We start from the raw sequence: 19769 nt of genomic DNA, 5'->3' as shown, positions 1-19769 counted from the left end.
CATGGGCTGGCTGATGATAGGCCTGCTGGCCCTGATCACCTTCTTCAACCGCTTCGCCTTCTTCTCCCGGCTGACCCGTTACCAGCCCGGCGCCGAGATGGGAGCCTTCCTCAGCTTCTCGGCCCAGTCGGTGCTGACCGCCATCTGGCTGCCCATCGTCTTCAGCTACGAGCCGGGACTCGGGCTGGACTGGGATCCGGACTACCTGGCCGCCACCCTGCTGGTGACCGCGCTGACCCTGCTGCGGCTGCCGACCCTGGTGGTGGTGGTCGTCGGCATGGGGGGCTTCTTCCTGCTGCGCTGGCTGGGGGGCGTGGCCGCGATCCTGCCCTGGCTTTGCTAGGCCCGTGATCCGGCATGGCGGATGTCGTTCTCGGATATCCGCCATGTTGGGAATGTCACTTCAAAAAAGGCCTCCAGAGTGTGAGGATTCTGGCATTCCCCTGTGAGGAGCGAGCCATGTCTTTCACCGACACCTGCCAGCGCATCGTGCGCGACCCCCTGCTCTCGCCGGCCCAGAAGCGCCATGCCCTAGCGCTGGCCGCCGAGAATGCGCTGCCCTATCCCGAGCTGCCCGCCACCGTCCAGGAGGCCATGGCGCGAGGGGTGCTGTGCGACATGTTCGAGGGGCACGCCCCCCACAAGCCGCGCTATGTGCTGCCGGACTATGAAAAGTTCCTGCGCCAGGGCTCGGCCTGGCTGGAGCTGGCGCCGCCAAGGGATTTCGATGAGGCCCTCGACGCCCTGCGCATCCTCTACCACCACGTGCCCTCCGTCACCGGCATGCCGGTCTGGCTGGGCCGGCTCGATCAACTGCTGCTGCCCTTCGTCGGCGCGCTGGATGACGAGACCCTGCATCACAAGCTGAAGGCCTTCTGGATCTACCTGGACCGGGTGCTGCCGGACGCCTTCATGCACGTCAACATCGGCCCCGATGACAACCGCCTCTGCCGCCTGATCCTGCGCATCGACGGCGAGATCCAGCAGGCGGCGCCGAACCTCAGCCTGTTCCACGACCCGGCGCAGACCCCGGACAGCCTGCTGCTGCAGGGGGTCGAGAACATAGCCCTGTGCAGCAAGCCCCACATCGTCAACTACCCGCTGCACCGCGACACCTTCGACAGGCGCGGCTTTGGCATCGTCAGCTGCTACAACGCCCTGCCGCTCGGGGGCGGCGCCAACACCCTGGTGCGACTCTCCCTAAGGGCGGTGGCCGAGCAGAGCGCAGGGGTCGAGGATTTCATGGAGAGAATGCTGCCTCACCACTGCGAGCAGGCGTCCCTGCTGATCGAGGCGCGGGCCGCCTTCCTGCACCGGGAGTCCGGCTTCTTCGACAGCTTCCTGGTGCAGGAGGGGTTGATCGAGGAGGGGCGCTTCGTGCCCATGTTCGGCATCTTTGGCATGGCGGAGGCGGTGAATCTGCTGATGGAGAAGGCGGGGCTGGCGGGGCGCTATGGCCACGACGAGGGGGCGAACCGGCTCGGCCATCGCATCTCGGCCCGGCTCGCCGAGCTGGTAACCAGCCGGCCCCAGTCCCACGCCTGGGGCGGGCGCGCCCTGCTGCACGCCCAGGGGGGACTCAGCCTGGATCAGGGGGTCACCCCAGGGGTGCGCATCCCCTATGGTGAGGAGCCGGATCCCGCCAGCCACCTGCTGGCCCTGGCCCCCCATCACGGCTTCTATCCCTCCGGGATCAGCGAGATCCTGACCCTGGATCCCACCATTCGCCAGAATCCCCAGGCGCTGCTGCAACTGTGCAAGGGGGCCTTCGCCCTCGGCATGCGCGAGTTCAGCGCCAACGTGGCGGACAGCGATCTGGTGCGGGTGACCGGCTACATGATCCGCAAGCGCGATCTGGCCCGCTTCGCGACCGAAGGCTCGCGACTGCAGACCACCTGCCTCGGGGTCGAGGCGAGCGAGCTGACCGGCATCCGCCGTCGGCAGCCCAGGGTGGTGGCCGTCGAGGCGCTCCTGGATGACCATGGCGTGCGATGAGGAGGGCGTAAGAGGGACGGTCAGCCGCTGGCTGCCCTTCTCCTGCGTGGACGGGCCCGGCAACCGGCTGGTGCTGTTCCTGCAGGGCTGCAACTTCCGCTGCCCCGGCTGCCACAACCCGCACACCATAGGGGGGTGCGATCACTGCGGCGACTGCGTGCCCGGCTGCCCGGGCGGGGCCCTGAGTCTGAAGGATGGGAGGGTGCACTGGCTGGAGGCGCGCTGTACCCAGTGCGATCGCTGCCTGGAGATCTGCCCCCGCAGCGCCAGCCCCAAGACCCACGAGATGTCGGTGGCCGAGGTGCTGGCCCTGCTGCGCCGCTACGGTCCGCTGCTCAGCGGCATCACTGTGTCCGGCGGGGAGGCGACCACCCAGCTGCCGTTCGTGATCGCCCTGTTCACGGCCATCAAGGAGGCGCCGGATCTGGCCCACCTCAGCTGCCTGCTCGACAGCAACGGTTCCCTCGCCGAGACCGGCTGGCAGCGGCTGCTGCCGGTGCTGGACGGCGCCATGATCGATCTCAAGGGGTGGCAAGCGCCGGTGCACCGTACCCTGACTGGGCGTGATCGGGATCGGGTGCTGGCGTCGCTGCGGCTGCTGGCCGCCCGGGGCAGGCTCGCCGAGTTGCGCCTGCTCCATGTGCCGGGGCAGAGCGACTTTCTCGACGGGGCGGGCGAGCTGGCGGAGGGGCTGGCCGCCTTCCTGGCGTCGCTGGGCCCCGTGCCCATCCGCCTCAACGGCTTTCGCCATCACGGGGTGCGCGGGGCGGCGCTGGCCTGGCCGCAGGCCAGGGGGGATGAGCTGGTGGCCCTGGCCACCGCCTTGAAGGCCAAGGGGTTTGGCCCCGTGATGCTGCCAGCGATCTGAGCCGGCCGGCGCGTCGCTGCCCTGAGACCCGATATGACGCAACTGTGAACTCTGTCTATATGGCACGCCGTCAGTGGCGGCTAGAATGGGAAAACCGTCCACCATCAACAGATACCCATGAGTGAAGCCAACGCCTTATACCGAGTGCAGTTTATTTGTCACAACGAGCGTTACGAAGTCTATGTCAGGGAAGTGAGCCAGGGTCAGCTGTTCGGCTTCATCGAGATCGCCCACTTCGTGTGGGACAACCACACGGCGCTCATCGTCGACCCCAGCCACGAGAAGTTGAAGAGTGAATTCGCCGACGTCAATCGCACCATGATCCCCATGCACCACGTGCTGCGGGTCGACCAGGTGCGCAAGCAGGGGGCCGCCCGTATCACGGATCTGGGCAGCAACGTCGCCTCCTTCCCCAGCCCCATCTACACCAAGAAACCCTGATCCCCAGGCTGTCTGGCCTCATCGGGGGGCGTCCATCTCCCGGGCCAGCTGCAAGATCCGCTGGCGGAACCAGCGCAGGGCGGGATCGCCCCCCAGGGGGCCATACCACACCAGGCTGTGGGTGACGGCGCCGTAATCGAAGGGGACGGGGCGGCGCGCCAACCCCTGGGGCGCGGCCTGCTCGGCCCAGCCCTCGATGGCGGTGAGGATGAGATCGCTCTGGCGCAGCAGGGCCGCGGCGCTGCCAAAATCCGGCAGGGTGGCGGCGATCTGCCGGCGCACCTGCAACTGGGCCAGGCTCTGCTCGAAGAAGGGGTCGGCCAGCTCGTTGTCGCGGATGGCGATGTGGCGCCAGCTCAGGTAGGCGTCGAGATCCCAGTGCCCGGCCAGCGCCGGGTGATCGTCCCGCAGCAGGCAGACCAGCCTGTCCTCCCTCAGGGTCTCCCACACCAGACCGGGTTGGCCTGGGCCGGGCTGGCTCTGGTCGTGGGGCAGGATCACGAAGTCCAGCTTGCCCGCCGCCAAGGCCGCCAGTCCCTGCTCCTCCTTGTTTCTGATGACGGGCACCAGCCCGGGCACCTCCTGCATCAATTTCCCCAGCACGGGCCCCATGGGCCAGATCATGCTGCTTTCGCGCATGGCGAGGGTCAGCTCCCCCTGCCAGCTGGCCGGTGCAAACCCCTCCTGGCCGGTGAGGCCGTTCAGCTCTCCCAGCAGGCGGCGCAGGCCGGGCCCGATCCGCTCGGCAAAGGGGGTGGGCAGGAGTTGGTTGCCCTGGCGGTAGAGCAACTGATCCCCGAGCAGCTCCCTGAGCTGGTTGAGGGTCTTGCTGACGGTGGAGGGTGTGGTGCAGAGGCGCTCGGCGCTGCGAGTGACGCTCCGGCTGTCCAGCAGCAGGTGCAGGGTGACCAGGTGGCGGCCGCCGAGACGGGAGAGGGAGATCAGATCCATGGCACCTCCGGACAGGATGGCAAGGGAGAAACAAAAAGCCCCGCCTGAGCGGGGCTTGCGGGGATCACCCCTTGAGCACGGCGGCCATGGCGTCGGCCACGTAGTCCACGTTGCGGCTGTTGAGGCCCGCCACGCACATGCGGCCTGAGCGCACCAGGTAGACGGCGAACTCCTCGCGCAGGCGGTCCACCTGCTCCGGCGTGAAGCCGGTGTAGCTGAACATGCCGCGCTGGTTGATGAAGTAGCCGAAGTCGCGGCCCGGCACCTTGGCGCAGAGCACCTCGTAGAGCTTCTGGCGCATGGCCTTGATGCGGGTGCGCATCTCGGTCACCTCGCCGACCCAGAGGGCGTGCAGTTCGGGCTGGCTCATCACCGCCGCGGTGATCTGGCCGCCGTGGGTGGGGGGGCTGGAGTAGTTGCGGCGCACGGTGGCCTTCATCTGGCCCAGCACCCGGCCCGCCTCTTCGGCATCCTGGCAGATGACCGACAGGCCGCCGCAGCGCTCGCCGTAGAAGGAGAGGTTCTTGGAGAAGGAGTTGCTGACGAAGAAGCTGACCCCCGCATCGACCATGGCGCGGATGGCGTAGGCATCCTCCTCCAGGCCGTCGCCGAAGCCCTGATAGGCGATATCCATAAAGGGGATGAGGTGCTTCTCGACCACCAGCGTGATGACCCTGTCCCACTGGGCGCGGGAGAGATCCACCCCGGTCGGGTTGTGACAGCAGGGGTGCAGCAGCACTATGCTCTTGGCCGGCAGTTGGCTCAGGCAGTCGATCATGGCGTCAAACTGCACGCCGCCGGTGGCCGCGTCGTAGTAGGGATAGTCGTGCACCTTGATGCCGGCCCCCTCGAACATCGCCTTGTGGTTGTCCCAGGTGGGGTTGCTGACCCAGACCTCGGAGGTCGGGAAGTAGCGCTTGAGCAGATCTGCGCCGATCTTCAAGGCGCCTGAGCCCCCTATGGTCTGGATGGTGGCGATGCGACCGGCCTTGACCGCCTCATGGTCGGCGCCAAACAACAGGTGCTGCACCGCGGTGCGGTAGTTGGCGGCCCCTTCCATCGGCTGGTAGGGGCGCGGGGCCGGGGCGGCGGCACGGGCGGCTTCGGCCTGCTGTACCGAGGCCAGCAGCGGGATGCGTCCCTGCTCGTCGTAATAGAGGCCGATCCCCAGGTTCACCTTCTGCTCGCGGGCATCTTTGTGGAAGGTCTCGACTAGCGTCAGTATGGGGTCGCCAGCATAGGCATCGACGTGTTCAAACATGGGGGGTCCTTGAGGTTGACTGTCCAATTCGACCGGCCTGGGGCCGGGGCCGTTATCATGGCGCAATCCGGAGGTGGCCTCAAGCTGTTCGAGATGGCGACAAGGGTGACAGCCTCTGTCGTAGCGGGTTCCCTTTCGAGCCCCATGGTGCGCGCCAGCGCGGCCGGTCATCCCCCCCATTTTGGCGGTGCGGGGTGCCTTTTATGGGGTCGCTTGGGTAACATTGGGCACGTATGGCACTAACACGTGCGCATCACCCGGTTGTCCGTCCTTGATCCGGTGCCACTCGAGGCGAATCATTCGTTGCATAATAGGCCGACTATCATTCAACCGTTGCAGTGTGCCCGGGTTCCCAGGCGGGGGCCCAAGATAACAGGTGACCCATCGCCGATGACCCGACACGTCTCTGACTCCGCTTCTCCCTGGCTGGACTGGCACGGCCTGGGCGGCTGGAATATCTATTTTCTCGCCAAGTTTGCCCTGCTCTGGGGGGGCTATCTCAACTTCCATCCCCTGATCAACCTGGTGTTCGCCGCCTTCCTGATCTTTCCCCTGCCCCGGGCGGGGTGGCGCCGTGTCAGGCACTGGCTGGCGCTGCCCATGGGAGTGGGGATCTTCTACCACGACACCTGGCTGCCGGGGATGGAGAGCATTCTCGATCAGGGCAGCCAGGTCTTCTCCTTCACCCTGAACTACTGGCTGGAGCTGCTCGGGCGCTTCATCAACTGGGAGATGGTCGGCGCCGGCTTCGTGATGTTGACCCTCTACCTCTTCATCGCCCAGTGGCTGCGCTTCACCCCCTGGATCCTGCTGGCCCTGCTCTGGCTGTGGCTCTCGCCCCTGATAGGCGATCCCTTTGCCTCCAGGACGGCGGTGGCATCGGGCGGGACATCGGCTTCCCGGCCCGTGCCCGACCGGGGCGCGGTGTCGATGGAAGAGCAGCTGGATCAGAGCGCCCCACCGACCAACGAGAACCTCAACGCCTATCTCGATGATTTCTATCGGGAGGAGCAGGATCGCCTGGTGCGCTTCCCGGACGCCCTGCCCGCACAGGCGGCGCCCTTCGATGTGCTCATCATCAACATCTGCTCCCTGGCCTGGCGCGACGTGGAGGCGAGCGGCCTGACCGGGCACCCGGTCTGGCGCCATTTCGACATCCGTTTCAACCGCTTCAACTCCGCCACCTCCTACAGCGGCCCGGGCACCATTCGCCTGTTGCGGGCCAGTTGCGGGCAGACCAGCCACCAGGGCCTCTATGTGACGGCCCCCAGCCAGTGCCTGCTGTTCGAGAACCTGGCCCGGCTCGGCTTTGCCAAGCAGGTCGCCATGGATCACTCGGGGGCGTTCGGCAACTACCTGACGGGGCTGCAGCAGTATGCCGGGCTGGACGTCCCTCCCATGGACAAGCAGGGGCTGGCCCACGACCTCGCCTCCTTCGATGGGGAGCCCATCTATCGCGGGGACGCCCTGTTCGGGCGCTGGCTGAACGAGCGGACACAGAGCCAGGCGGCGCGCAACCTGACCTTCTTCAACCTCATCGCCCTGCACGACGGCAACCGCTATGCGGCCAGCCGCCAGATAGCCCCCTACAAGGCCAGGCTCAAGACCCTGCTGGATCAGCTGGACGACTTCATGACGACGCTCGAGCAATCCGGCCGCAAGGTGGCCGTGGTGGTGGTGCCTGAGCACGGTGCCGCACTCACCGGGGACAAGATGCAGATGCCGGGGCTGAGGGACATTCCCAGCCCGAGCATCACCCAGGTGCCGGTGGGGGTAGCCCTGCTCGGCACCAGGGCGCCCCACGAGGCGACCCGCATCATCGACACCCCCAGCAGTTTCCTGGCGGTCTCCGAGCTGGTCTCCCGGCTGGCGAGCGGCGACCTCTTCGGCAGCGAGCGCATCGACTGGGATGCCCTGCTGGGCGACCTGCCGCAGACGCCCGCGGTGTCGGAAAACCAGGGCTCGATCGTGATCGAGTACCAGAACCAGTACCACATCAAGCTGGGGCAGGGGGACTGGGTCCCCTATCCCCAGTGAGGAGGCGACGATGCAGCGCGCGTGGCGGCAAGGGGCGCCGGCCCCCTTCGGTGTGCCGGTGGAGGGGCGAGTGGTGAACGACGTGGTCATGGTCCAGCAGGCCTTCGGCGTCAGCCTCGCCTACCAGGACATCGCGTTCCGGGAGCGGCTGAAGGCCCTGCGCGAGCGCTTCCCGCTGCTGGCTGAGCTGGAGCCGAGGGGACCGGCAGGATCGGAGAAGGGGAGGTCTGCATGAATCTTGTCGCGCTGCAGGGGATCCGCGGTGGCGTGGGGACCACCTCCATCGTCGCCGGTCTGGCGCTGGCGGCCCGGGAGCAGGGGGCCAGGGTGCTGGCGGTGGATCTCTGCGAGGACAACCTGCTCGGCATCCACCTGGGCCTGCCCCATGATCACCCCGGAGGCTGGAGCCGGCTGACCAGCCCGGCGCTGGAGTGGTCAGGAGCCCTCCATCGCTACGAGGAGGGACTGGATCTGCTGCCCCATGGCGGCGTGGCGGGGGCCTTCGCAGGCCCCTGGCTGGAGGCCATCCCGGGTTATGACCTGGTGCTGCTGGATCTGCCCATGGGGCCGGTGCCCGAGCTTCCTTGCCGGCGGCTGCTGGTGGTCAACGCCGACGCCAACTGCCATGTGCGGCTTCACCGGCACCGCTGGGCGGCCGACGAGCGCCTGCTGGTGACCCAGTTCACCAGCCACCGCGCCCTGCAGCAGGATCTGCTGGATCTCTGGCAGGCGGGCGGATTGCCCCTGCTCACCCTCCGCCTGCACCGGGACGAGGCGATGGCCGAGGCCATGGCCGCCAAGCAGCCGGTCGGCCGCCATGCCCCCGCCAGCCTGATCGCCCACGAGCTGGCGGCCCTGGCGAGCTGGTGCCTGGGCACCGGGGACGCCGGCCCATGCTGATCCGGCTGCTGGCGCCGACGGCGGGCCTCTGGTGCTCCCAGCGCTATCGCGGGCTGCGCGCCCGGGGCGCCTCCCGCTGGGGGGCCGCCGGGCTGACCCTGGGCTGGCTGCTGGCCTGGGCCCTCTTCCCTCTGGAGCGCCACGGCTGGCAGTGGGTGCTGGGCCATGCCCGGGATCTCTATCCCCAGCTGACACATCCCAGGGCCGGGGACCCGCTGCGCATCCTGTTGCAGAGCCTCTGGATGATAGTGCGCCGTCCCGTGCCCATCCCCCTGCGCTGGCCCGCCTCCTGGCAACGGGTCTGGCACCGGGGCACCCAGGCCCTCGGCGCCTTCCTGATCCGCCAGGAGGAGAAGGGGCTGGCGGCGGCCAGGGCAACCCCCAGGGAGGCGCGCTGGAAGAGCGTGCTGCTCTGCGCGGTGGCCGGTGCCCTCTCCCTGCTCTGCATCACCCAGCCATTCGCCCTGGAGGCCCAGCTGGTGTTCGTCATCATGCTGATGGGGATGGCCTTCATCCTGCGCGCCGTGCCGGGCCGCTACCCCATGCTGATGATGATGGTGCTCTCCCTCACCGTCTCCTGCCGCTACATCTGGTGGCGCTACACCTCCACCCTGGACTGGTTCGACCCCGTCAGCCTGGCCTGCGGCCTGCTGCTGCTGGCCGCCGAGACCTATGCCTGGGTAGTGCTGCTGCTCGGCTACTGGCAGACGGCCTGGCCCCTGCACCGTCCGCCGGCGCCGCTGCCGGCGGACCCGGCCCAGTGGCCCAAAGTGGATCTGATGATCCCCACCTACAACGAGGATCTCGCCATCGTCAAGGGCACTGTCTACGCCGCCATGGGGCTCGACTGGCCCGCCGACAGGCTCACCATCTGGCTGCTCGACGACGGGGGACGGGAGTCGTTTCGTGACTTCGCCGAAGAGGCGGGGATCCGCTATGTGGCACGCCCGACCCACGAGCACGCCAAGGCGGGCAACATCAATCACGCCCTCAAGATGGCCACCGGGGATCTGGTCGCCATCTTCGACTGCGACCACCTGCCGACCCGCTCCTTCCTGCAGATGACGGTGGGCTGGTTCTACCGGGATCCCAGGCTGGGAGTGGTGCAGACCCCCCACCACTTCTTCTCGGCCGATCCGTTCGAGCACAACCTGCAGCGGTTTCGCAAGATGCCGAACGAGGGGGCCCTCTTCTACGGCCTGGTGCAGGATGGCAACGACATGTGGGACGCCAGCTTCTTCTGCGGCTCCTGCGCCGTCATCAAGCGCTCGGCCCTGGACGAGATCGGCGGCATCGCGGTGGAGACGGTCACCGAGGATGCCCACACCTCGTTGCGACTGCACCGCCTCGGCTACACCTCCGCCTATATCCGGATCCCGCTGGCGGCGGGGCTCGCCACCGAGAGCCTCTCGGCCCACATCGGCCAGCGCATCCGCTGGGCGCGCGGCATGGTGCAGATCCTGCGCCTGGACAACCCCCTGTTCGGCAAGGGGCTCAACCTGGGGCAGCGGCTCTGCTACTTCAACGCCATGCTGCACTTCCTGTCGGGCATACCGCGCCTCATCTTCCTGACGGCGCCGCTCGCCTTCCTGATCCTGCACGCCTACATCATCTATGCGCCGGCGGCGGCCATCGCCCTCTACATGCTGCCGCACATCGTCCACAGCGCCCTGACCAACTCCCGGCTGCAGGGCAAGGTGCGCCACTCCTTCTGGGGGGAGGTCTACGAGACGGTGCTGGCCTGGTACATAGCCCGGCCGACCACGGTGGCGCTGTTTGCCCCCCACAAGGGCAAGTTCAACGTCACCGCCAAGGGGGGCATGACGGAGGAGGTGTTCCTGGATCTGGCGGTCTCCCGGCCCTATCTGCTGCTGATCCTGCTCAACCTGTGCGGGCTGGGGTTCGGCATCTGGCGCATCGCCACCGGTCCGGCGGACGAGGTGCCGACCCTGATCCTCAGCATGCTCTGGGCCCTCTACAACATGACCATACTGGGCGGGGCCCTGGCGGTGGCGTTCGAGTCGCGCCAGGTGCGCGCCAACCCCAGGGTGGAGATGGTGATGCCGGCGGCCATCAAGCTGGCCAACGGCCACCTCTACCCCTGCACCGTCAAGGACTACTCCAACGGCGGGGTCGGCATCCTGCTCGAGACGCCCCTGCCCCTGGCCGACAAGGAGCGGGTCTGGCTGCTGCTGCGCCATGACCAGCGGGAGCAGGCGTTCGCCGCCAAGGTGCAGCGGGTGTTCGGCCGCAAGCTGGGGCTGGAGCTGGAACCCATGGAGCAGGCGCAGCACGTCGCCTTCATCCAGTGCACCTTCGCCCGGGCCGACACCTGGTCCCTGTGGCAGCAGCGTCTGGGCAAGGATCGCCCGCTCCACAGCCTGCTCGACATCACGCTGCTGGGGTGGGGCGCCTACTGGCGGCTGGCCCGAACCTCGCCCATCGGCTTTGTTTGTATCCTCCTCGAGAAGCTGGCTCGCTGGCTGCTCTCCTTCGTTCCTCGTCGCGTCTCGCCGGATTTCCGGTCAGGGGCTCCGACCACACAGACAGTGAAAGGATGATGAAACCACCACGCTACCTTATCCCTCTCCTGCTGATGGCGCAGGGGGCGACGGCCGACGAGGCCTCGGGCCCCCGGCCGCAAGTCCCCGCGCCGGTGCGCAGCCTGGCGCTGAGTTTCGAGCAGATGGCGTCGGCGCCGGGCACCCTGTCCCTGCGCGGCAATGCCCCGGACGGGCAGGCGGACTTCACCGTGCGGCGGGACGAGGTGGTCACCCGGGCCACGCTGGACCTCGACTTCACGCCGTCCCCCTCCCTGCTGCCGCTCATCTCCCAGGTCAAGGTCTACCTCAATGACGAGCTGATGGGGGTCACCGCCCTCACCAAGGAGCAGATGGGGGAGCGTACCCATGCCCGCATCGAGCTGGATCCGCGCTACGCCAAGGACTTCAACCGGATCAAGGTGAGCTTCGTCGGCCACTACCAGAAGGTGTGCGAGAACCCGGCGAGCGATACCCTGTGGCTCAACGTCAACCGGGACAGCAAGCTGAGCCTGCAGCTGCAGACCCTGCCGGTGCGCAACGAGCTCTCCTTCTTCCCCATGCCGTTCCTCGACATGCGGGACAATGGCAAGCTGATCCTGCCCATGGTGTTCAGCGGTGCCGTGCCCCTCGAACAGCAGCAGGCGGCGGCGGTGCTGGCCTCCTGGTTCGGCACCCGGGCGCAGTGGCGGGGGCAGCACTTCCCGGTGCTCATCAACCGCTTGCCCGATCGCAACGGGGTGATCTTCGCCACCAACGACGCTCGCCCCGATTTCCTGGCCGACTATCCCGAGGTGAAGGGGCCGACCATCGACATGATCAGCTCCCCCGACAATCCCTATGTGAAGCTGCTGCTGATCCTGGGCCGGGATCAGCAGGATCTGCTGGCCGCGGTCAGCGGGCTGGCCCGGGGAGAGGTGCTGCTGCGGGGCCAGAGCGTGCGGGTGGACGAGGTGAAGCCGCTGGCACCGCGCCAGCCTTACGACGCTCCCAACTGGGTGCGCCTCGATCGCAAGATGCGCTTCGACGAGCTGACGGAGTACCCGGGCCAGCTGCAGGCCACGGGGCGCCGCCTCTGGCCCATGAGCCTGACGCTGCGCCTGCCGCCGGATCTCTATCTGCTGGGGGAGAGCGGCATCAGGACCGAGCTCAAGTATCACCACAGCGCGCTGACCCTGAGGGATGGCTCCCGGCTGGACGTGGCGGTCAACGGCCAGTTCATGAAGTCGTTCCCGCTCGAGCCCGGTGAGGTCAAGGGGGAGCGGTTGCTCACCCTGCCGCTCTGGTTTGCCGAAGACGGCGACGCCACGGCGCTGCGGATGCCCGGGCTCAAGACCACCCAGGCCAACAACCTGAGCTTCTCGTTCGAGTATGCCCAGCAATACATGGGAGGGACGGAGGATGGCCGCTGCGATCTGGTGATGCCGCCGGCCCACCAGGTGCGCATCGACGATGCCTCCACCATCGACTTCACCGGCTATCGCCACTTCATCGAGATGCCGAACCTCAGGGCCTTCTCCTACGGGGGCTTCCCGTTCAGCCGGATGGCGGATCTCGCCGACAGCCAGGTGGTCATGCCGGCCAGGCCCCACCCGGAGCAGATCACCACCTTGCTCGACACCCTGGGCGCCATCGGGGCCGAGACCGGGTATCCGGCCCTCTCCCTGCGCGTCCTCGATGACTGGGAGCAGGCGCGCACGGCGGATCTCGATACCCTGCTCATCGGCACCCTGCCGGAGGAGTTCAGGCGGGATCCGGAGCCGGACGCCCTGCTGCAGGCCACGCGCAGCTGGGTCAATGAGCCGACGCGCCAGCACAGGGGGGATCTGCTCCACAACATGGCCGATCGCCAGCCCCAGGCCAGGGTGGGCATGACGGGCAACGACGCCATCGCCGTCATCCTGGGGCTGCAGTCCCCGACCCATGATCAGCGCAGCCTGGTGGCCCTGCTGGCGGACGGGCCCGCGGGGGTCAGGCTGCTCAACGACACCCTGCAAACCCCAGCGCAGCGCAACCAGGTGGCGGGCTCGGTGACCCTCATCCGGGAGTCCGGGGTGAAGAGCCTGGAGGTGGGCGAGCGTTACGAACTGGGCTATCTGCCGTGGTGGGAGCGCCTCTGGCAGCTGTTCGCCCGCTATCCGCTGCGCCTCGCCGGGCTGACCCTGGTCTGTATGCTGGTGCTGGGCTGGGGCCTGCGGGTGCTGCTCGCCAGTGCCAGTCGCCGCCGTCTGAAGGAAGACTAAGAGATGACTCAGATGAAGAATGCCTGTGGAGCCCTGATCCTCTGGGCCCTCTGTTCCCTGCCGGCCCTGGCCGCCTGTCACTGGCCGGAGTGGGACCATTTTCGCCAGCACTACATCAGCGAGGAGGGCAGGGTCATCGATCCTGCCGACGGTCGCCGGATCACCACCTCGGAAGGGCAGAGCTACGGCCTCTTCTTCGCCCTGGTCAACGACGACAGGGAGACCTTCGCCCGCCTGCTCGACTGGACCGAGCGGGAGCTCGCCCGCGGCGATCTGACCGGCTTCCTGCCGTCCTGGCTCTGGGGACGGCGGGAGGACGGCAGCTGGGGCGTGCAGGACGAAAACAGCGCCTCCGACTCGGATCTCTGGATAGCCTACAGCCTGCTGGAGGCGGGGCGCCTGTGGGACAACCACAGCTACTCGGCCATCGGTACCCTGCTGCTGCGCCGCATCGCCCGGGAAGAGGTGGCCAGCCTGCCGGGGCTGGGGCCGGTGCTGCTGCCCGGTGCGAAAGGCTATGAGGGGGAGGGGCGCTGGACCCTGAACCCGAGCTACCTGCCACCGCAACTGCTGGCCCGCTTCGCCCCCTTCAAGGGACCCTGGGGGGAGATGAGGGCCCTGCTGCCCAGGCTGCTGCAGGAGAGCGCGCCCCTGGGCTTTGCCCCCGACTGGGTGGACTGGCAGACGGACAAGGGGTGGCAGGTGACGGCGGACAAGGGCGATCTCGGCAGCTATGACGCCATCCGCGTCTACCTCTGGCTCGGCATGTTGAGCGAGGAGGATCCCGCCAGAGCGCCCCTGGTGGCGCACTTCGCCCCCATGCTGGCGAGCACGGCCGCACAGGGCGCGGTTCCCGAGCGAGTCGACACCCGCAGCGCCCAGACCAGGGGCAAGGGGCCGGCCGGCTTTGCCGCCGCCCTGCTGCCCCTCTCCCGGGGCGGGCCCATGGAGGCCACCCTGCGCGGCCAGGTGTCGGCCCATGGCCTGGATGCCGACGCCTATTACGGCAGCGTACTGAGCCTGTTCGGTGCCGGCTGGGATCAGGGGCGCTACCGCTTCGCCGCCGACGGCACCCTGCAACCGGACTGGAGCGCGTCATGTCGGGCAGAGTGATCCTGGGGGGCCTGCTCGCCTGTCTGGTGAGCGGCGCCCTGGCGCAGGAGACCGTACGGCCTGTGCCCTGGCTGCTGGAGCAGGTCAGGATAGGGGAGGCCCGCGGGCGGGAAGATCTCGTCAGCAACAGCCTCTACTCCCTCTCCCTGGTGGAGCCGGACCACCCCGAACTGCTGGCGGCCCAGGCGCGCCAGGCCCTGCGCCAGGGCAAGACCAGGGAGGCCGAGGCGCTGCTCGCCCGGCTCGGCAAGCTGGATCCCGACTCCCCCCTCTATCGCCAGGGCATGGCGAATCTCGCCCTGAGCGAGCCGGCCCGGCGCCAGCAACTGCAACAGGCGAGGCTGCTGACCAACGCCGGTCGCCTCGAGGAGGCGGAGCGCCTCTATCGCACCCTGTTCTCGGGGGATCTGCCCCCCAATCTCGAGGTGGCGGTGGAGTACGCCCTGCTGCAGACGCGCATCCCCGCCATGAAGGCGAAGGGGCTGGCGGCGCTGGAGGCGCTGAACCGGCAATATCCGGGCGAGCCCAGGGTGCGGGGCGGGCTGGCTCGCCACTACCTGGCGGGCGGACGCCAGGAGGAGGCCCTGGATCTGCTGCGCCAGATGGCACGGGATCCGTACCAGCGGGACGAGGCCGCCGAGATCTGGTTTGCCCATGTCGAGACCATGCCGGTCGGGCCCGGGAGCATGGCGGCGCTGCAGGAGTACATAGTGCTGTTCGGCGAGGGGGCGGATACCACCAAAGCCGAGGCGATGCTCGAGACCCAGGAGGCACAGTGGGCCTCGCCCGCCTACCGCTCGCGCCAGTCGGCGCTGGCGCGCACCGCCGGCGGCACCGCCTCCATCGCCGAACTGCGGCAGGCCCTGGCCGCCAATCCCGGGGATCCCGAGCTGATGGGGGCCCTGGGGCAGGCCTACTCCCGCAACGATCAGCGGGCGCTCGCCATCACCCAGTTCGAGCGGGTGCTGGCACACCCCGAGGCGACCGACAAGGACAAATGGCGCAGCCTGCTGGCCACCAACCGCTACTGGCTGCTGGTGAGCCAGGGGCGCAGCGCCCTCGAACGGGAGCAGTGGGAGGAGGCGGCGACCCTGTATCGCCGTGCCATCACCCAGGATGGTCGTGAGCCCGAGGCCTGGCTGGGCCTGGGGGACAGCGAACGGGGCCGTCATCGCGACGCCGACGCGGAGTCCGCCTACCGCAGGGCGCTCGCCATAGGGGGCGCACGGGAGCGGGCACTGGCCCGCCTGTTCGACCTCTACAAGGAGCAGGATCCGGCGCGGGCCCTGGCCCTGCTGGCGCAGCACGGCACTCCGGCCATGCAGGCCGAGGGCAAGCGGCTCAGGGCCGAGCTGTTGCAGGAGGAGGCCGACCGGCTCGATCGGGACGGCCAGCTCGCGCAGGCGCTCACCCGGCGTGAGCAGGCGCTCACCCTCACCCCGGACGAGCCCTGGTTGGCCTACCGGGTGGCCGATACCCGGGCCCGCCTCGGGGAGGCCGGGAGCGGGGAGCGGCTCTTGCGGGAACGGCTGGCGGCGCGGCCCCAGGACGCCGCCCTGCGCTACGCCACCGCCCTCTATCTCTCGGGGCAGGACAAGACGGTGGAGGCGAGAGGGGTGCTGGCCGCCATCCCCAGGTCCGGCTGGACACAGGACATGGATGCGCTGGATCGGCGCCTTGCCCGCGGCGAGGTGCTGGCCAAGGCCAGGGCGAGCCATGCCCGGGGAGATGATGCCGGGGCCGAGCGGCTGCTCCAGCCGCTGCAACCCGATGAGGAGGTGACCCTGATGCTGGCGGACTGGGCCGCCGAGCGGGGGGAGCTTGCCCTGGCCGAGCACCATTACCGCCAGGTGCTGGCCCGCACGCCGCAGCAGCCCGAGGCCAGGCTCGGCATGGCCGAACTGGCCCGGGCCAGGGGGGACGGGGCAGAGGCCCGGCGCTGGCTGCCGGCCTGGCCGGTCAGCCCGCTGTCCCCGGAGGCGTTCAACTACTACCGCCGGGTGGCGAACCTCTATCAGGCGCTGGGAGAAGGCGAAACGGCCGGGGCCATCTTCGCCGGCTACGAGCCCCTGGTGTCGGAGCAACCGGCTTCCCAGCAGACGGCCCTGTTCTGGCGCGATGCGGCCCGCCAGCGCTTCGCGGCCCACGACACCGAGGGGGCCCTGGTGCGGGATCGCAAGGGGCTGGTGGCCGCAGGCCTCGCCCCCCGCGAGGAGCTGGACGAGGGGGAACTGACCCGGCTGGCCCGCAGCCAGGACGGGGAAGGATGGCTGGCGTCCGGCCTGCGCAGCGATCTCGACAGGCATTACCGGCAGAGCCAGACCACCCTCTCCCTCGACAGCGACTACTGGGGATCCAGCGGCACCGGGGGCTACTCGGATCTGCGGGCCCTGACCCAGATGGCGCAGCTGGATACCCCCCTGGCCGGTGGCACCGCCTTCGGCCGGCTGGAGCTGGTCGACATGGATGCGGGGCAGCTGCCGGACTCCCCTTACCGGGCGCAGTTCGGTACCTGCGCCGCCCGCGACTGCCGGGGGCAGGAGCACCAGCAGAGTCGGGGCACCACCCTGGCGGCGGGCTGGCAGCGGGGGAACTGGGCCTTCGATCTCGGTACCACGCCGCTCGGCTTCGAGGTGGTGGACTGGGTCGGTGGTGCCACCGTGACCGGTGACTGGCGCGAACTGGGGTGGGGGCTCACCCTCTCCCGGCGGCCCGTCAGCAGTTCACTGCTCTCCTACGCGGGGACGGTGGATCCGGGGACGGGCATCAGCTGGGGCGGGGTGCGAGCGAACGGGGTGCGGCTCGATCTCAGCCATGATCTGGGGGGCGCCGTCGGCTTCTGGGGCAGCGCCCAGCAGCACCTGCTGACCGGCAAGAACGTGCCGGACAACTGGCGCACCCGGCTCATGGGGGGCGGTTACTACAAGTTCGTCAACGAGACGCACCGCCGCGCCAGCGTGGGGCTCAGCACCATGCTGTGGCATTACCAGCAGGATCTGGGCGGCTACACCCTGGGGCAGGGGGGCTACTACAGCCCGCAAGGGTACTTCTCGCTGTCGGTGCCGGTCAGCTACCGGCAGCGCACGCCGGACTGGTCCTGGGAGCTGGGCGGTTCCGGTTCCTGGTCCCACTCCCGCACCGACGACAGCCGTCGCTACCCGCTGGAGGGCCTGCTGCCCACCGGCTTGCCGGACAGCAACGCCCCCGTGCAGGGGGGCAGCAGCAGCGGTTTCGGCTATACCCTGAACGCCGTGGTGGAGCACCGGCTGACCGAGCACTGGCGCATCGGCGGGCGGGTGGACATCCAGCAGGCGGATGACTATGCCCCCAGCCATGCCACTCTCTTCCTGCGCTACACCTTCAAGCCCTGGCAGGGGGATCTCGACATGTCGCCGAGGCCCCTGACCCCCTACGCCGACTTTGACTGACAGGGGCGCCTGGCCTGGCCGGGCGCCCTCATTTCAGATAGGAACGCAGCACCCGCACCACCTGGTCCAGATCCTCCAGCCGCTCGGCCGGGGTCGCCTCCTCGGCACCCAGATGCTCGCGCATGTGTCCCTCCAGCACCTCCAGCATCAGGCCGTTGACGGCGCCGCGGATGGCGGCGATCTGCTGCAGGATGGCGGCGCAGTCGCTCCCCTGCTCCAGGGCGCTCTCCAGGGCGCCGGTCTGGCCCTTGATGCGGCGCACCCGCGCCAGCAGCTTCTTCTTGCCGTGAATGGTGTGTGACATGCAGGATCCTCTCGCGCAATAAAACTATACTGGGGTATAGTATATTGCATCCTCGTCTTCAGGAGAAATCCATGTCATCCCTCACCTCATGCCACTGCCACCAACCCGTCGTGCACCAGGGCAATCCCCTTGCGGAGCAGAAGACCCGCTGGGCCGTGCTGCTCACCGTCATCATGATGGTGGCGGAAATCGGCGGCGGCTGGTTCTACAACTCCATGGCGCTGCTGGCAGACGGCTGGCACATGAGCTCCCATGCCCTGGCCCTCGGGCTCTCCGTGCTGGCCTATCGCGCCGCCCGCCACTTCGCCCGGGATCACAGGTTCAGCTTCGGCACCTGGAAGATCGAGGTGCTGGGGGGCTTCAGCAGCGCCCTGCTGCTGGTGGGGGTGGCGGGAGTGATGCTGTTCGAGTCGGTGGCCAGGCTGCTGAATCCCAGCCCCATCCACTACCAGCAGGCGATCGGCATCGCCCTGCTGGGCCTGCTGGTCAACCTGGCGTGCGCCTGGCTGCTCAGGGACGATCACGGCCATCACCACGGCCATCACCACGACCACCATGATGATCATCACCACGGCCATGACCATCATCACGGTCATCAGGATCTGAACCTGCGCGCCGCCTACCTCCACGTGCTGGCGGACGCGGCCACCTCGGTGCTGGCCATAGTGGCGCTGGTGGGGGGCATGCTGTGGGGGGCCGACTGGCTGGATCCCCTGATGGGCATAGTGGGGGCCGTGCTGGTGGCGATCTGGGCCCGGGGGCTGCTGCGGGACACGGGGCGCGTGTTGCTGGATGCGGAGATGGACGCCCCCCTGGTGGCGGAGATCCGCGAGGTGATAGCCGAGCTGCCGGGCGCCGAGATCCGCGATCTGCACGTCTGGCGGGTGGGGCAGACGCAGTATGCCGCCGCGATGTCGTTGCAGATGACAACCCCCTTGCCGGCACAGGCGATCCGCGAGCGGCTCGCCATCCACGAGGAGCTGGTGCACCTGACCATAGAGGTGGCCGGAGGCTGAGGTCCCGCCGGGGTCAGCGCTGTCCCTCGCTGCCCCCCAGATCCTGCCAGAGGGAGCCCAGCATCAGCCTGAGCAGCAACCCCGGGGGGTCATCGAGCAGTTGGCCTGGCTCCAGCAGCAGGTGGCCGTCGGCGCGAAAACCCAGGCTGGCGTGGACCTTGCCCTCCTCGCCGCACACCTGGATGAGGCCGTTCAGGGCCCCCCGTTCGCCGGGCTGGCAGCGCAGGCGCAGCTCCCGCGGCTCTCCCAGCAGGGTGAAGGCGCGGGAGAGGGGCGGACTCTCCTCGTAGTCCGGCCAGTTGAAGAAGTGGTAGCGCTCGGCGAGCGCACCGGCCTGCTGGCAGAATTGATCGAACAGCTGGGCAATCCCCTGATACTCCTGATCCAGCCGCCTCGCCTGCTCCTCAATCCGTTTCATCTCTCATGGCTCCCTCTATCCGCTTGATTAGGCATTGATTTCGCCCGTGTTACCCATCTCTCTGCTGGTATGGGCCGAAAGTGCCTGCCGGTCTGTGAGCCCGATCCAATTTTCGTTATGAAAACGTTATCTTGTTGAAACGGGTTGGTTTTTTTTGCCCATCCGCTCACATTTACGACAATCTCCGCTGATTAATATGACACCGCTCGGCCACGACCGGGCACCTCGAGTATCGAGACCAACTACAGCGGGAA

Annotated in this window: 16 protein-coding genes; 12 read left to right on the top strand and 4 right to left on the bottom strand. The window is 68.3% G+C overall.

The window, feature by feature from the left end; translation table 11 throughout:
* Nucleotide 1 precedes the first annotated feature (1 nt).
* The 4 genes from R2B70_RS16650 to R2B70_RS16635 all read left to right on the top strand — a co-directional run bounded on the left by R2B70_RS16650 (nucleotide 2) and on the right by R2B70_RS16635 (nucleotide 3304).
* Nucleotides 2-343, top strand: a complete 342-nt coding sequence (locus R2B70_RS16650) for an AzlD domain-containing protein (protein WP_318162028.1) — start codon at nucleotides 2-4, stop codon at nucleotides 341-343.
* A 116-nt stretch (nucleotides 344-459) separates the two neighbouring features.
* The gene (locus tag R2B70_RS16645) at nucleotides 460-1995 is read left to right on the top strand and encodes a YjjI family glycine radical enzyme (RefSeq protein ID WP_318162027.1); all 1536 of its coding nucleotides are present in this window, start codon (nucleotides 460-462) and stop codon (nucleotides 1993-1995) included.
* Nucleotides 1982-2863: a YjjW family glycine radical enzyme activase gene (locus R2B70_RS16640; RefSeq protein WP_318163368.1), complete on the top strand. Its 882-nt coding sequence runs from the start codon at nucleotides 1982-1984 to the stop codon at nucleotides 2861-2863. Before R2B70_RS16645 ends, R2B70_RS16640 begins: the two co-directional genes overlap by 14 nt.
* A 117-nt stretch (nucleotides 2864-2980) precedes the next feature.
* Nucleotides 2981-3304 (top strand): DUF1820 family protein, encoded by a 324-nt coding sequence (locus tag R2B70_RS16635; protein WP_042078620.1) that lies wholly within the window; start codon nucleotides 2981-2983, stop codon nucleotides 3302-3304.
* Nucleotides 3305-3322: 18 nt separating this feature from the next.
* Here R2B70_RS16635 and R2B70_RS16630 read toward each other — a convergent pair whose 3' ends face one another.
* On the bottom strand, nucleotides 3323-4255 hold the full coding sequence (locus tag R2B70_RS16630; protein WP_318162026.1) for a LysR family transcriptional regulator: 933 nt from the start codon (nucleotides 4253-4255) through the stop codon (nucleotides 3323-3325).
* A 64-nt stretch (nucleotides 4256-4319) separates the two neighbouring features.
* Complete coding sequence (locus R2B70_RS16625) at nucleotides 4320-5516, bottom strand: amino acid aminotransferase (RefSeq protein WP_318162025.1); 1197 nt, start codon at nucleotides 5514-5516, stop codon at nucleotides 4320-4322.
* Between the two features lie 390 nt (nucleotides 5517-5906).
* Here R2B70_RS16625 and bcsG point away from each other — a divergent pair, with 390 nt between their 5' ends.
* From bcsG to bcsC, 7 genes are read left to right on the top strand one after another with little or no spacing between them, the layout of a single operon-like run.
* On the top strand, nucleotides 5907-7553 hold the full coding sequence (gene bcsG / locus R2B70_RS16620; RefSeq protein ID WP_318162024.1) for a cellulose biosynthesis protein BcsG: 1647 nt from the start codon (nucleotides 5907-5909) through the stop codon (nucleotides 7551-7553).
* Between the two features lie 10 nt (nucleotides 7554-7563).
* The gene (gene bcsR, locus R2B70_RS16615) at nucleotides 7564-7788 is read left to right on the top strand and encodes a cellulose biosynthesis protein BcsR (RefSeq protein WP_042078624.1); all 225 of its coding nucleotides are present in this window, start codon (nucleotides 7564-7566) and stop codon (nucleotides 7786-7788) included.
* Nucleotides 7785-8453, top strand: coding sequence for a cellulose biosynthesis protein BcsQ (gene bcsQ, locus R2B70_RS16610; protein WP_209794745.1), 669 nt, complete (start codon nucleotides 7785-7787; stop codon nucleotides 8451-8453). The genes bcsR and bcsQ overlap by 4 nt, the downstream gene beginning before the upstream one ends.
* The gene (gene bcsA, locus R2B70_RS16605) at nucleotides 8447-11014 is read left to right on the top strand and encodes a UDP-forming cellulose synthase catalytic subunit (RefSeq protein WP_318162023.1); all 2568 of its coding nucleotides are present in this window, start codon (nucleotides 8447-8449) and stop codon (nucleotides 11012-11014) included. Before bcsQ ends, bcsA begins: the two co-directional genes overlap by 7 nt.
* Nucleotides 11011-13236, top strand: coding sequence for a cellulose biosynthesis cyclic di-GMP-binding regulatory protein BcsB (gene bcsB / locus R2B70_RS16600; RefSeq protein WP_318162022.1), 2226 nt, complete (start codon nucleotides 11011-11013; stop codon nucleotides 13234-13236). The genes bcsA and bcsB overlap by 4 nt, the downstream gene beginning before the upstream one ends.
* Nucleotides 13237-13239: 3 nt before the next feature.
* Nucleotides 13240-14349: a cellulose synthase complex periplasmic endoglucanase BcsZ gene (bcsZ, locus tag R2B70_RS16595; protein WP_318162021.1), complete on the top strand. Its 1110-nt coding sequence runs from the start codon at nucleotides 13240-13242 to the stop codon at nucleotides 14347-14349.
* Nucleotides 14334-17777 (top strand): cellulose synthase complex outer membrane protein BcsC, encoded by a 3444-nt coding sequence (gene bcsC, locus R2B70_RS16590; RefSeq protein ID WP_318162020.1) that lies wholly within the window; start codon nucleotides 14334-14336, stop codon nucleotides 17775-17777. Before bcsZ ends, bcsC begins: the two co-directional genes overlap by 16 nt.
* Before the next feature lie 28 nt (nucleotides 17778-17805).
* On the opposite strand, the gene R2B70_RS16585 is transcribed toward bcsC, so the two are convergent.
* A complete protein-coding gene (locus R2B70_RS16585) occupies nucleotides 17806-18081 on the bottom strand; it encodes a metal/formaldehyde-sensitive transcriptional repressor (RefSeq protein WP_209794741.1) in 276 nt (91 codons plus the stop codon).
* Nucleotides 18082-18152: 71 nt separating this feature from the next.
* On the opposite strand from R2B70_RS16585, the gene dmeF reads away from it, so the two are divergent.
* A complete protein-coding gene (dmeF, locus tag R2B70_RS16580) occupies nucleotides 18153-19097 on the top strand; it encodes a CDF family Co(II)/Ni(II) efflux transporter DmeF (RefSeq protein ID WP_318162019.1) in 945 nt (314 codons plus the stop codon).
* 13 nt (nucleotides 19098-19110) lie between these two features.
* On the opposite strand, the gene R2B70_RS16575 is transcribed toward dmeF, so the two are convergent.
* The gene (locus R2B70_RS16575) at nucleotides 19111-19515 is read right to left on the bottom strand and encodes a hypothetical protein (RefSeq protein WP_209794739.1); all 405 of its coding nucleotides are present in this window, start codon (nucleotides 19513-19515) and stop codon (nucleotides 19111-19113) included.
* Nucleotides 19516-19769: the final 254 nt, after the last annotated feature.

This window comes from Aeromonas sp. XH (assembly GCF_033348475.1).
Taxonomy (GTDB): Bacteria; Pseudomonadota; Gammaproteobacteria; order Enterobacterales; family Aeromonadaceae; genus Aeromonas; species Aeromonas sanarellii.
The sequence above is the reverse complement of the archived record's forward strand: the minus strand, read 5'-3'. Positions and strand labels throughout refer to the sequence as shown.

Coding starts and splice junctions, on each gene's coding strand:
- R2B70_RS16650 (WP_318162028.1), top strand. CDS start 2: ATGGGCTGGCTGATGATAGGCCTGCTGGCCCTGATCACCTTCTTCAAC.
- R2B70_RS16645 (WP_318162027.1), top strand. CDS start 460: ATGTCTTTCACCGACACCTGCCAGCGCATCGTGCGCGACCCCCTGCTC.
- R2B70_RS16640 (WP_318163368.1), top strand. CDS start 1,982: ATGGCGTGCGATGAGGAGGGCGTAAGAGGGACGGTCAGCCGCTGGCTG.
- R2B70_RS16635 (WP_042078620.1), top strand. CDS start 2,981: ATGAGTGAAGCCAACGCCTTATACCGAGTGCAGTTTATTTGTCACAAC.
- R2B70_RS16630 (WP_318162026.1), bottom strand. CDS start 4,255: ATGGATCTGATCTCCCTCTCCCGTCTCGGCGGCCGCCACCTGGTCACC.
- R2B70_RS16625 (WP_318162025.1), bottom strand. CDS start 5,516: ATGTTTGAACACGTCGATGCCTATGCTGGCGACCCCATACTGACGCTA.
- bcsG (WP_318162024.1), top strand. CDS start 5,907: ATGACCCGACACGTCTCTGACTCCGCTTCTCCCTGGCTGGACTGGCAC.
- bcsR (WP_042078624.1), top strand. CDS start 7,564: ATGCAGCGCGCGTGGCGGCAAGGGGCGCCGGCCCCCTTCGGTGTGCCG.
- bcsQ (WP_209794745.1), top strand. CDS start 7,785: ATGAATCTTGTCGCGCTGCAGGGGATCCGCGGTGGCGTGGGGACCACC.
- bcsA (WP_318162023.1), top strand. CDS start 8,447: ATGCTGATCCGGCTGCTGGCGCCGACGGCGGGCCTCTGGTGCTCCCAG.
- bcsB (WP_318162022.1), top strand. CDS start 11,011: ATGATGAAACCACCACGCTACCTTATCCCTCTCCTGCTGATGGCGCAG.
- bcsZ (WP_318162021.1), top strand. CDS start 13,240: ATGACTCAGATGAAGAATGCCTGTGGAGCCCTGATCCTCTGGGCCCTC.
- bcsC (WP_318162020.1), top strand. CDS start 14,334: ATGTCGGGCAGAGTGATCCTGGGGGGCCTGCTCGCCTGTCTGGTGAGC.
- R2B70_RS16585 (WP_209794741.1), bottom strand. CDS start 18,081: ATGTCACACACCATTCACGGCAAGAAGAAGCTGCTGGCGCGGGTGCGC.
- dmeF (WP_318162019.1), top strand. CDS start 18,153: ATGTCATCCCTCACCTCATGCCACTGCCACCAACCCGTCGTGCACCAG.
- R2B70_RS16575 (WP_209794739.1), bottom strand. CDS start 19,515: ATGAAACGGATTGAGGAGCAGGCGAGGCGGCTGGATCAGGAGTATCAG.